This window comes from Bacteroidia bacterium (assembly GCA_023228875.1).
GTDB lineage: Bacteria > Bacteroidota > Bacteroidia > NS11-12g > UBA955 > JALOAG01.
Map to the genome: position 1 here is coordinate 64,419 of JALOAG010000007.1, position 12,018 is coordinate 76,436.

The window sequence follows — 12,018 nt, forward strand, 5'->3', positions numbered from 1 at the left end:
TTGTGGTTTCGTTATCACTTCACCCTACATCCCAAGTGAACTTACCTGCAACAATCTTATCAATATCTTCGTCCTTGGCGACCCAACCATGAGAATGAAATTGTTCGTCATACACAGGTCTGGGTTTGGCATAAAACACACCAAAAGGTCTTGGAAAATCAGTCATCACACCAAATTGCGCCAACAAAGTGGCTTTAACAAAATCAGTTGGGTCATGAATCCATTCATTGCTTGCATTCACATCACTTAATGCCACCACTTCCGGCTGATGTCCCCTGAGGACTATCGCTTTATCGTGTTCTTTTCCAAATATAAGAGGCTTGCCCGTTTCTACTATAATGGTATTGTCATCTTTCAACTCCTTATTGGTAAAATTTTCAAATGAACCATCATTAAAGATATTGCAATTCTGGTAAATCTCCACAAACGAAGTTCCGCTAAACTTAGCAGCTTCTAAAATAGTATCTTGTAAATGAGCTGAAAACCTATCAATTGTTCTTGCTACAAAAGAAGCTCCCGCTCCTAAGGTAAGAGCAGGCGGGTTAAATGGAGTGTCAATGACACCATACGGAGAAGATTTGGTAACCAATCCGACATGTGAAGTTGGCGAATATTGTCCTTTTGTCAATCCATAAATTTCATTATTAAACATCAGCACATTCACATTTGGATTGCGCCTACATAAATGGATTAAATGATTTCCTCCGATTGACATACTATCGCCATCTCCTGTAATTATCCATACATCCAGTTCAGGTCTGGTGATTTTAAGTCCTGTTGCAATAGCAAATGCACGCCCATGAATAGAGTGCATGCCATAAGTATCAACGTAATAAGGGAAGCGTGAAGAACAGCCAATGCCGGAAATAAACACAATGTCTTCCTTGCGTTTGCCGGTTTGAGGCAAAACTTTTTTAACTGCATTTAAAACTGCATAATCGCCACAGCCGGGACACCATCTGACATCTTGGTCACTTTCAAAATCCTTTGAAGTATATATTACAGGATGCTCCATTTGAGCTAATATTGAATCAACTTCCATGACTAATTTCAATTATTTTTTCTAAAATTTCACCTGCTAAAAATGGCTTTCCTTTGACCTTATTGAGTTGCACAATTTTTACTTTGAATTTGCTTTTTAACACAAATGCCAATTGTCCTGAGTTCAATTCAGGCACTAAAATATTGTCAAAATTATTCAACACATTTTCAATATTTTTAGGAAAAGGGTTCAGATACCTTAGATGTGCTTGACTGACCTCAATTCCTTGTTTAAATGCATCCATCACAGCAGTCGTAATAGCTCCTAAAGTTGAGCCCCAGCCCAAGACAAGCAATTTTCCTTTGCTTGCGCCATTAATTATCTGCAACTCCGGAATGAAATCAGCCACTTTATCTACCTTCATTTGTCGCAATTCAACCATCTTTTGATGATTATCCGGGTCATAAGAAACATTACCCGAAATTTCCTCCTTTTCTAAGCCCCCAATCCTGTGTTGAATACCTTTCATGCCCGGAACAGCCCATTGTCTAACATAATTCTCATCTCTGGCATAGGGTTGATAGGGTGAATTTTCATGGGCAAATTTCGCCTCAATCGAAGGCAAATCATTCATTGACGGAAATCTCCATGGCTCAGCACCATTGGCTATATACCCATCACTAAGCAACATAACAGGAGTTACGTGTTCCAATGACAATTTAGCTGCTTGGAAAGCCATTTCAAAACACTCCTTCGGATTGCCAGGTGCTACAACTATCATAGGACATTCACCATTTCTACCAAAGAGTGCCTGCAACAAGTCTGCTTGTTCAGTTTTCGTAGGTAATCCTGTTGAAGGACCTCCACGTTGAACATTACAAACCACAAGAGGTATTTCCAATGAGACTGCCAATCCCATGGCTTCTGTTTTGAGTGCGATTCCGGGTCCTGAACTTACAGTAATGCCAAGACTTCCTCCATAAGAAGCACCAATGGCTGCACATATTGCTGCTATTTCATCTTCTGCCATGAAAGAATCTACGCCTATCTTTTTATATTTTGCTAACTCATGTAACACATCAGAAGCAGGAGTAATTGGGTATGCTCCCAAGAACAGTTTTAATCCTGATTTATGTGCAGCTGCAATAAACCCTAAAGCCAATGCCTCATTTCCTGCAATTCCGCGGTATTTGCCGGATTGTAGAGGCGCAGGTTTCACCACATAACGCGAATCAAATAATTCGAGCGTGTCTCCTAAGTTCCAACCGGCTTGGATTAACATTTTATTCCATGTTGCCCAATCACCCTTTTTCCCAAAACGCATTTCGGTAAGCGCAAAAACTTTCTCTAAGGGGCGTTGAAACATCCAACATACCAAACCCAAGGCAATCATATTTTTGCCTCTTTCAATATCTTTATTCCCAATACCTTTATCAGCCAGCGTTTCTTTGGCTACTTTGGTCAAATCAACTTGAATCAGTTTATAGCCCTGTCCAACTGCCTCACCTAATGGGTCAGCATCTGCAGGATAACCGGCAAGACGTAAGTTTTTAGCATCATAGCCTAGAGTGTTGGCAATGATAATTCCATTGGGTTTCAAGGTGTTCAAATTACTCTTGAGTGCCGCAGCATTCATAGAAACCAACACATCGCAATTATCACCAGGGGAGTAAATAGCTTCACTACCAAACCTTATTTGAAATCCCGACACTCCAGCTACTGTGCCGATTGGGGCACGAATTTCTGCCGGAAAATCAGGGAATGTTGCAATATCATTACCCGCAAGTGCCGAAGTCGAAGTGAACAAATTGCCCGACACCTGCATCCCATCACCGGAATCTCCAACAAATTTGATTACTACCGAACTTAATTCCTTTTCTGTCATTGTCATTGCATCTATGTTTGTCGGTGCAAAATTAGTCAAAACAACTACTTATTTAGAATTATTTTAAATAACGAGGTATGAAAAATCCGCACTAAACACCATCATTTTAAACTCCTACAAGCCTATACCATGCCTAATCTCAAGCACCTATGTTTATTTTAATCCTTATCTAAGAATGGATATTTATAGTCTGTGGGAGGTGAGAAAGTCTCCTTTATTGTTCTCTGGGAAACCCAACGCAACAAATTGACTTTAGCACCAGCTTTATCATTTGTTCCTGATGCTCTTGCCCCTCCAAAAGGCTGCTGTCCAACAACTGCACCGGTAGGTTTGTCATTAATATAAAAATTACCCGCAGCATTTCTCAATTTCACGGTAGCTAATTCTAATGCATACCTATCTTGCCCCATAATACTTCCAGTCAATGCGTAAGGTGAAGTACTATCAACAAGATCAAGCGTTTCTTCATATTTATTTTCATCATAAACATAAATGGTTAGCACCGGTCCGAATATTTCTTCACACATTGTAACATATTTTGGGTTTTTGGCAAGCAAAACAGTCGGCTCAATAAAATAACCCTTGCTCTTATCATGTTTACCACCATGCACTACTTCAACATCAGCAGAAGCCTTTGCTTCATCAATATATTGAGCAATCTTATTAAATGATTTTTCATCAATCACTGCATTGATAAAGTTTGAAAAATCTTCCACCGGTCCCATCTTCATTGTTTGTAATTGTGCAATCAGCTTTGTTTTGACATCATTCCACAAATTAGAAGGAATGTAAGCCCGTGAAGCAGCAGAACACTTTTGACCTTGAAACTCAAATGCTCCTCGAGCCAACGCAGTAGCAACTTCATCAGCATTTGCAGTAGAATGTACCATTACAAAATCCTTTCCGCCTGTTTCTCCTACAATTCTTGGGTATGATTTGTATTTCGCAATATTATTCCCGATTTGTTGCCAAATAGACTGAAACACACCGGTTGACCCTGTAAAGTGAATACCTGCAAATTCAGGATGGCTAAAAATCACATCTCCGGCAGCGGGTCCTCCCACAAAAACTAAGTTTACAACGCCATCCGGCAAACCTGCTTCACGGAATATTTCCATCAACACATGAGCAGAATAAATCTGAGTATAAGCCGGTTTCCACACAACAACATTACCCATTAAAGCTGCACTCATAGGCAGGTTACCCGCAATAGAAGTAAAGTTAAAGGGAGTTAATGCAAAAACAAAACCTTCCAGCGGTCTATATTCCAATCGATTCCAAACACCCTTACTGTTTTCCGGTGGCTGTTCAGCATAGATTTCTGTCATATAATGGACATTAAACCTAAAGAAGTCAGCCAATTCACAAACCGCATCAATTTCAGCCTGAAAAGGGTTTTTGGACTGTGCCAACATTGTAGCTGCATTCAACTTAGCCCTGTATTTTCCGCTAATCAATTCCGCAGCTTTTAGAAATATTGCAGCACGTTGTTCCCAAGCCATCGCTTCCCACTTTGGTTTAGCAGCCAAAGCTGCATTGATTGCTTGCTCAACATGCGATTTATCTCCTATCGAAAACGTCCCTATTTTATGGTGTATGTCATGTGGAGGAAAAATATCTTTAATGTTAGAAGTTCTCACCTCCTTACCTCCAATAAACATTGGAACATCAATTACTTGACTTCTTAAAGCTGTTATTGCGGCTTTAAGCTCATTTCTTTCTTTTGAACCCGGAGCATAATTTAAAACCGGTTCATTTGCCGGTGAAGGCACTCTAAAAAATCCGTTCATTTTATATTTAATTATTATACTTATTTTCCTTTAAACTCAGCATTCCTCTTCTCAACAAACGCAGCCATCCCTTCCTTTTGATCTTCGGTTGCAAACAACATATAAAAATTCTTGCGCTCAAAGAAAAGGGCTTCTTGCAAGGGCATTTCAAACGCCTTTAATACACTCTCCTTTGCCATTTGAACTGCAATAGGAGATTTTGCTGCAATCGTTGCAGCCATCTTAAACGCTTCCTCAAGATACAGTTCAACCGGAACAACCTTGTTCACCAATCCATAGTTGAATGCCTCCTGTGCAGAAATAAACCCACCGGTCAACACCATTTCCATGGCTTTCGCTTTTCCAACTGCTCGGGTAAGCCTTTGTGTTCCACCTGCACCAGGCATGACTCCGATATTAATTTCAGGCTGCCCAAATTGCGCAGTTTCTGATGCGACAATCATATCGCAAACCATAGCCAACTCATTTCCTCCTCCAAGACAAAATCCACTCACCGCAGCAATTATGGGCTTTTTAGTTTTACGTATCGTATCCCAGGTTGTAAACTGGTCAATCTTTAGCATATCAATTGCACCTTTGCCCGCCATTTGCTTGATGTCAGCACCGGCAGCAAACGCACGTTCATTGCCGGTAATCACAATCACTCTGGTTGCTTCATCTTCATCTAATTCTAAGAGAGCACTTTTAATTTCTTGCATTAACTGCAAATTGAGCGCATTCAGTTCTTTTGGGCGATTAAGACTTATAAGAGAAATGTAAGGTCTTATGTGTTTTTCTACTTGTATAAACTCCATTTTTCTGTTTTCCAAAAAGGACTGCAAAGATAAATAAAACAAGGATAAATGAGATGAAAAGCTTGCTTACAAATGAGTAAACAATCATGATTACTATGAATAGCTGCATTCAGTGTATAAACTGCTCGAAAAACAATCCTAACCAATCACATCAAAATAGACCGGTATTACTTACCATAATATTTTAATCGCAATTAAACAACATTACAAATAGCCTGTATAAATTTGCCAGCATAAAACAACATGATTCAAAAAGAATTTTTTCTTATCAGTTTTGCAATCTTAATCTCAATAGGAGCTTATGCTCAACACGGAAGCTCGCCAGAAACAAAACAGAATTATATAGATCAATCTAAACCAAATGAAATCGAACAAGTCAAGTTTAAGCATTTCACAATTTCCGGGTACATACAAACACAGTTTCAATATGGTGAGAAAGATGCAACCCTAAGAATTGGCGCTATAAATAATAACCCAAACAAACCATTCAATCGTTTTGGTATCAGGCGCGGAAGGGTTAAAATGACCTACGAAAAGAATATTGCTACAGGGGTGTTTCAATTAGACATTACCGAAAAGAAAATCAGATTGCGAGATGCATATTTACTAGTAAAAGACCCATGGGTAGGAAGCAACTCTATTAGAGTCGGGGTATTTGACCGTATATTTGGCTTTGAAGTACCATTCTCCTCATCCAGAAGAGAGTCTCCTGAAAGAGCCAGAATTATAACCACATTATTCCCTGACGAAAAAGACATGGGAGTAATGATGACTTTACAGGCTCCTAAAAATTCACCTTTGAGTATTTTTAAATTAGATGCCGGATTAATCGCAGGCAATACCATTAATGCAGATTTAGACAATCGCAAAGATTTTATAGGACATCTGAGTATTAACCAAACATTGAATCCCAAAACAAAACTCAGTGGTGGTGTATCGTATTATCTCGGAGGGGTATATCAAGGTTCTTCAACAGTTTACACTATGAACGGAGTTGCTTTTACTTCAAACTACGACACATCAAATTTTGGTGCTTTTGCAAAAAGAGAATATATCGGTTGCGATATTCAGTTTTCAATCTCTTCATTTTTAGGAAACTCAAGTATTTATGGAGAATACATTATTGGAACACAACCCGGAGATAAAAATGGTTCAAACAGCCCTAACTACTCAACATTACCCACTCATAACACCTATATAAGAAATTTCTACGGATATTATATTACATACGTTCAAGACCTTGGAAAATCTCCTCTAAGCCTAATTATCAAGTATGATTATTACGACCCTAATACAAAGGTGTCAAAAAATAACATCGGACTTAATGGAACAGGCAAAGGCGACATAGCTTATAGCACGTTTGGAGGCGGACTCATGTGGCACATCAACAATACTCTACGACTTACAGCATATTACGATTTCATCTCCAATGAAACTTCTTCCAATCTTGCCGAGTACAACAACGACTTTGCAGATAACATATTCACGTTGAGGCTGCAATACAAGTATTAACAATGAAACCAAAATATAATTTACTTTCAAATCCATTGTAAAAGGTTTCGTAAATATTACATTACACCTGTATGTAACACAAACTATTTGACAAAATTATTTCAAGCAAACACCATCAGCAACTTAAGTGTTGTGCCGGCATGACAGCATGCACCTATACTCCATTAAATCAGCGGACTTCAAATAAATTCCTGTGTTATATCGCAATCGCGATTAGCTTATCGTTTTGCATCTTAAAGTCCATTCCGGCAAGCCAACTGTGCTCACTATCGGCTGCGAGTATAATAGGCATACGCTTCTTCGTGTTGTGAATTTTGCTCATGAGTTCATTTGCTGCTGTAGTTAAGATGGTATAAGTATAAATCATTTCGCCTGTTGACTTGTCCAGACACTCACTCCAAAGTCCTGCAAATGCAAAGAGTTCATTGTTGGGCAGCGTCAGTTCGTATTTTTGTTTTTGTTTGCCTTTTTCATCCAGCCATTTCCATTCATAAAAAGCATCTGAAAGCACCAAGCAACGATTGTTTACTGCGTTTCTAAAACTTGGTTTCTCATGTATCGTTTCAAATCTGGCGTTGAGTGTATTTTTCTTTATTGTATCGTCTTTTGCCCACGATGGAATTAAGCCCCAGTGAAACAATTGTATTTCATCTGTTTGAATATTCGTAATGACGGGGGTTTGGGGATATTGGAATCCGTTGTATAGAGCAGGATGATACAGATTTTCATCCCTAAAATTTGCCTTAAAGCGTTGTTTTAATGCTTGTGCCGACTTGCTTTGTTTGGAATGAAAACACATAGCTAAACATTGATGTTGATGATATCGCTTAGTTTGGTGGTGTAACGTGGCGACAGCTTTTCTTGCTTCATTTTCCACACACGTTTCTGATCTTGCGAAGCAAGGCGGATTTTTTGCTGTCCAAACTGCATATTCATTTTGTCAATCGCACGCATGAGTGGAACGTGTCGCTCATCTCGGCTTTCAAAAAGCGTAGTTTGTATTGTTTCTTCTGGCGAAACATCTTGTACAATAACACCGGCTTTTTTGTACGCATAACCTGCTTTAAATATTTGCTTTAAGCCTTGCGTAGCGAACTTGGCAAGTTCAATACTCGAATTGGTCGGATAAGGAAGTTTTATGATAACATTTCGGCAGTATTGCGCCAAATCATTGCGGTGTCCATTGGTATGAATAAAAACCATCAATGAATTACAACACGATTTCTGTTTGCGCAATTTTTCTGCACAAGAACTCGCAAAGGTGGATACACGCTCTCTCAGTTGTTCAAATTCGGTGTAGTTGGTTTCAAAGCTGCGGGTGGTTGCAATGCTTTTTTTGGCTTGTACATCTTCGATATCAAGTGTAGGAATGCCTTGCAAATCATGTTTTAGCCGAAGCCCTACAACGGCTAAATTTTTCTTTACCCATGCATCTGATAGTTGTGTAAAGTCATACGCAGTAAAGACATTTTGAGCTTGCAATCGTTTGGCGTGCTGCCTGCCAATGCCCCAAACATCTCCTATTTTTAGCCATTTCAAGGCTTTAATACGTTTGTCTTCACTGTCAATGATATAAACACCTTGGGTTTTTTCAGGAAATTTTTTGGCTATGCGATTGGCTAATTTTGCAAGTGCTTTTGTGGGAGCAATGCCGACACTAATGGGAATACCTGTCCACTTTGTTACTTTGCAGCGCATTGATTCGCCATATTGTTGCAAGTTGAAATAGGTGTCAAAACCATTAAGTTTCAAAAAACATTCGTCAATGCTATAAATTTCCATTTCAGGAGAATAGTCTGCAAGGATGCTCATCACACGGTTACTCATATCGCCATACAATGCAAAATTGGCTGAAAATACCTGCACCCTGTGTTGTTGAAAGAGCTTTTCATATTCAAATGCAGGCGCACCCATTGGAATACCCACAGCTTTGGCTTCGTTGCTGCGAGCAATGACACAACCGTCATTATTGGATAACACCACAACCGGTTTCTTATTCAAATCCGGGCGAAACACCCGTTCGCATGAAGCATAGAAGTTATTACAGTCAATCAACGCAAACATTTGTCATACATTTTTGATAACATGTGTAACGATACCCCAAATCAAAAAATCGTTGTCTGCTGTTACACGTATTGGTTCAAAATCTTCATTTTCCGGTATTAACCATATTTCTTTCTTGGCAATTTTGATACGCTTGGCTGTAAATTGTCCATCAATATAACAAACGGCAATTTTGCCGTTTGTCGGCTCTAAACTTCGGTCTATAATCATCAAATCACCATCGTCAATTCCTGCATTCTTGAGCGAAAATCCCTTTACCCGTCCATAAAACGTTGCTGAGGGGTGCTGAATAAGATGTTTATTCAGGTCTATCGAGGTATCAATAAAGTCTAATGCCGGTGAAGGAAATCCTGCACTGATTCCATCGTCCACAAAAGGCAATGCGAGTGCTGTTTTGGTATCTGCCGAAAAGATATCAATAATGTTACCTTTATGTAATCTCAATGATGCCATATTGTAATTGTAGATGTCATACCGCAATATAATATGCGTTTCCTACCAACTCGTTTTAAAAGTTCAAATCTACACTTTTTCACATATTCAAACCTGAGAAAATGTGAGGCAATCAGGATTGCAAGAATGTGCATATTGCAACACAGACACTCTTGTCCGCAAGCAAATTAGGCACCCTCATTAATAAAAAACCTCTTTAAAATTGCTTTTAAAGAGGTTGGCTGAGTGTATTATATTAGAAATGAAGCTGAGAAACAAGAAGCGGCATGAGCACAGCTTATCCACACTTATTCTTTGACAATCTTAGTTCTCTGAATCACTTGTCCGTTGTTATCGGTAAGGATAAGAAAGTAAACACCTGCTGATTGGTCGGAAAGGTCAAGTGAACTTACATTCTGTTGTTGGGTAATAATTTGTCCTGTTATAGTGCTTAGTTGTACGGTGGATTGCGCAGCAAAGTGAATGACGCTGTTTACAGGGTTAGGATAAACAGCAATTACGTTGTTTACTACTTCAAGATTTTTAATACCTACTTCCGGCCCTTCAAACTTCATTACAGTTGCTTTGTATGCATTTCCTCTATCCTGAAAAGCAACATACAACTCATCATTACTGTTGATGGCAAGAGAAGACCACGACATCTCTGCTGAAAAGCCGGCAGCACCCACCGTTACCCAATTAGTACCGTCAAACTTCTTGACAGTTGCTTTTTCAGCATTTGCCCAATCCTGATAAGCAACATACGGCTCGTTGCTGCTCTTGAATGCAAGTGAGATATACTCTGCACGTCCGGCTGAAAAGCCGGCAGCACCCACTGTTACCCAGTTGGCACCATCAAACTTCTTGACAGTTGCTTTTTGCGAATTATCCCGATAAGCAACATAAGGCTCATCATTATTATTGAATACAAGAGAAATATAATCTACCTGTCCTGCTGAAAAACCTGCAGTACCCACCGTTACCCAATCAGTACCGTCAAACTTCTTGACAGTTGCTTTTTCAGCATTTGCCCAATCCTGATACACAACATAAGGCTCGTCATTATTGTTGATAGCAAGCGAGACCAAAGCTGCCGTTCCTGCTGAAAAGCCTGCAGTACCCACCGTTACCCAATCAGTACCATCAAACTTCTTGACAGTTGCTTTGTATGCATTTCCCCAATCCTGATAAGCAACATACGGCTCGTTGCTGCTATTGAATGCAAGAGAAACGTACCATGCAGCACCGGCTGAAAAGCCTGCGCTTCCTACTGTTACCCAATTGGTTCCATCAAATTTCATAACAGTGACTTTTTGCGAATCTGCATAATCGCTATAAACTACATAAGGAACGTTACTGCTATCGAATGCAAGAGAAGTGTACCATGCAGCACCGGCTGAAAATCCTGCGTTTCCCACTGTTACCCAATTGGTTCCATCAAATTTCATAACAGTGGCTTTTTCAGAATTTCCCCCATCCTTATACGTAACATAAGGCTCATCATTACTGTTGAATACAAGAGAAACAAAAGTTGCCTGTCCGGCTGAAAAGGCTGCCGTACCAACGGCTGTCCATTGTGCATTGGCTGTTACAGCAATACTCGCTGTAAAAAGCACTGAGAGTAGTTGTTTGATCATTCTTAATTAATTTTTAAGTTTATTCTTGGCGAAGATATGATATTTTTATTAATAAGAAAATATGCTGGGGCATTAAGGTTGTATCGACCAGAAAACTTGACTCTTTTAGGCTTAGAACCCTATTACAAGTTTACACATTCAATTTAGTTCTACTATGACTTGACATTTTTTGTTTATATATTTATTTGTACCTCTATTTTAAGACAAGACAGGCTGCTTTATTTTTGGAACATATACCCTACACCTCTTACTGATATAAAGTGTTGTGGATTGCGCGGGTCTTTTTCAAAATATTTACGAAAAGCCAAGATAAAGTTGTCAATAGTGCGTGTGGAAGGATAGACATTATACCCCCATACTGTTTCTAATATCCTGGCTCGGCTAACGACTTCGCCCTCATTGTCCACTAATAGTTTGAGCAAATGGGCTTCTTTCTGAGTCAAGTTGATTTCGCCATCCAAGCCTACTGCTTGATAGCTGTCAAAATTGATGTAACAGCCATCGTTGCAAAAACGAACTTCTCGGTGTGTTTTTGCTTCATTTACTTGCGCATGACCGGTTCTTGCTAAAAGTCTTTTAACACGCAACAGCAACTCTTCCAAATTAAAAGGTTTGGGTAAATAATCATCTCCCCCTTTTCGCAACCCAATGATTCTATCTTCTGCGCTTCCCTTAGCGGATAGAAATAATATGGAAACATTCTTATCACTTAAACGCACTGTTTCGCATAAACTCAATCCATCTTTTCCGGGCAGCATGATGTCTAAAATCAATAAATCAAATTTTTGTTCGTGAAAAATTTTCAGTGCCTCCACTCCATCACCTGTTGCAGCTACATGGTAGCCTTCTAATTCAAGGTTTAACACAATCGTTTCACGGATTGACTCTTCATCTTCTACCAGCAATATTCGATTTTTCATTT

Annotated in this window: 10 protein-coding genes; 1 reads left to right on the plus strand and 9 read right to left on the minus strand. The window is 39.3% G+C overall.

The genetic code is table 11. The annotated features are described in order from the left end of the window. Positions 1-19 precede the first annotated feature (19 nt). From M0R38_08500 to M0R38_08515, 4 genes are all read right to left on the minus strand, one after another. The gene (locus M0R38_08500; protein MCK9481783.1) at positions 20-1,042 is read right to left on the minus strand and encodes a 2-oxoacid:ferredoxin oxidoreductase subunit beta; all 1,023 of its coding nucleotides are present in this window, start codon (positions 1,040-1,042) and stop codon (positions 20-22) included. Further along, positions 1,032-2,873 (minus strand): 2-oxoacid:acceptor oxidoreductase subunit alpha, encoded by a 1,842-nt coding sequence (locus M0R38_08505; protein ID MCK9481784.1) that lies wholly within the window; start codon positions 2,871-2,873, stop codon positions 1,032-1,034. The genes M0R38_08500 and M0R38_08505 overlap by 11 nt, the downstream gene beginning before the upstream one ends. A 152-nt stretch (positions 2,874-3,025) precedes the next feature. Next, complete coding sequence (gene pruA / locus M0R38_08510) at positions 3,026-4,657, minus strand: L-glutamate gamma-semialdehyde dehydrogenase (GenBank protein ID MCK9481785.1); 1,632 nt, start codon at positions 4,655-4,657, stop codon at positions 3,026-3,028. Positions 4,658-4,677: 20 nt separating this feature from the next. Further along, on the minus strand, positions 4,678-5,451 hold the full coding sequence (locus tag M0R38_08515) for an enoyl-CoA hydratase-related protein (GenBank protein MCK9481786.1): 774 nt from the start codon (positions 5,449-5,451) through the stop codon (positions 4,678-4,680). Between the two features lie 243 nt (positions 5,452-5,694). On the opposite strand from M0R38_08515, the gene M0R38_08520 reads away from it, so the two are divergent. Further along, positions 5,695-6,963: an OprO/OprP family phosphate-selective porin gene (locus tag M0R38_08520; protein ID MCK9481787.1), complete on the plus strand. Its 1,269-nt coding sequence runs from the start codon at positions 5,695-5,697 to the stop codon at positions 6,961-6,963. A 196-nt stretch (positions 6,964-7,159) separates the two neighbouring features. On the opposite strand, the gene M0R38_08525 is transcribed toward M0R38_08520, so the two are convergent. The 5 genes from M0R38_08525 to M0R38_08545 all read right to left on the minus strand — a co-directional run bounded on the left by M0R38_08525 (position 7,160) and on the right by M0R38_08545 (position 12,016). Beyond that, positions 7,160-7,762, minus strand: a complete 603-nt coding sequence (locus M0R38_08525) for an SOS response-associated peptidase (protein ID MCK9481788.1) — start codon at positions 7,760-7,762, stop codon at positions 7,160-7,162. Positions 7,763-7,764: 2 nt separating this feature from the next. Then, entirely contained in the window at positions 7,765-9,027 is a 1,263-nt protein-coding gene (locus tag M0R38_08530) for a Y-family DNA polymerase (GenBank protein ID MCK9481789.1), read from the minus strand. Positions 9,028-9,030: 3 nt separating this feature from the next. Continuing rightward, positions 9,031-9,480 carry a translesion error-prone DNA polymerase V autoproteolytic subunit gene (gene umuD, locus M0R38_08535; protein MCK9481790.1) on the minus strand — a complete coding sequence of 150 codons (450 nt, stop codon included), beginning with the start codon at positions 9,478-9,480 and terminating at the stop codon, positions 9,031-9,033. A gap of 287 nt (positions 9,481-9,767) precedes the next feature. Further along, positions 9,768-11,096 carry a T9SS type A sorting domain-containing protein gene (locus M0R38_08540; GenBank protein ID MCK9481791.1) on the minus strand — a complete coding sequence of 443 codons (1,329 nt, stop codon included), beginning with the start codon at positions 11,094-11,096 and terminating at the stop codon, positions 9,768-9,770. Positions 11,097-11,314: 218 nt separating this feature from the next. Further along, complete coding sequence (locus tag M0R38_08545) at positions 11,315-12,016, minus strand: response regulator transcription factor (GenBank protein ID MCK9481792.1); 702 nt, start codon at positions 12,014-12,016, stop codon at positions 11,315-11,317. Between the last annotated feature and the right edge of the window lie 2 nt (positions 12,017-12,018).

Excerpts from the sequence above, each read along its gene's own strand:
- M0R38_08500 (MCK9481783.1), bottom strand. The coding sequence starts at position 1,042 with ATGGAAGTTGATTCAATATTAGCTCAAATGGAGCATCCTGTAATATAT.
- M0R38_08505 (MCK9481784.1), bottom strand. The coding sequence starts at position 2,873 with ATGACAATGACAGAAAAGGAATTAAGTTCGGTAGTAATCAAATTTGTT.
- pruA (MCK9481785.1), bottom strand. The coding sequence starts at position 4,657 with ATGAACGGATTTTTTAGAGTGCCTTCACCGGCAAATGAACCGGTTTTA.
- M0R38_08515 (MCK9481786.1), bottom strand. The coding sequence starts at position 5,451 with ATGGAGTTTATACAAGTAGAAAAACACATAAGACCTTACATTTCTCTT.
- M0R38_08520 (MCK9481787.1), top strand. The coding sequence starts at position 5,695 with ATGATTCAAAAAGAATTTTTTCTTATCAGTTTTGCAATCTTAATCTCA.
- M0R38_08525 (MCK9481788.1), bottom strand. The coding sequence starts at position 7,762 with ATGTGTTTTCATTCCAAACAAAGCAAGTCGGCACAAGCATTAAAACAA.
- M0R38_08530 (MCK9481789.1), bottom strand. The coding sequence starts at position 9,027 with ATGTTTGCGTTGATTGACTGTAATAACTTCTATGCTTCATGCGAACGG.
- umuD (MCK9481790.1), bottom strand. The coding sequence starts at position 9,480 with ATGGCATCATTGAGATTACATAAAGGTAACATTATTGATATCTTTTCG.
- M0R38_08540 (MCK9481791.1), bottom strand. The coding sequence starts at position 11,096 with ATGATCAAACAACTACTCTCAGTGCTTTTTACAGCGAGTATTGCTGTA.
- M0R38_08545 (MCK9481792.1), bottom strand. The coding sequence starts at position 12,016 with ATGAAAAATCGAATATTGCTGGTAGAAGATGAAGAGTCAATCCGTGAA.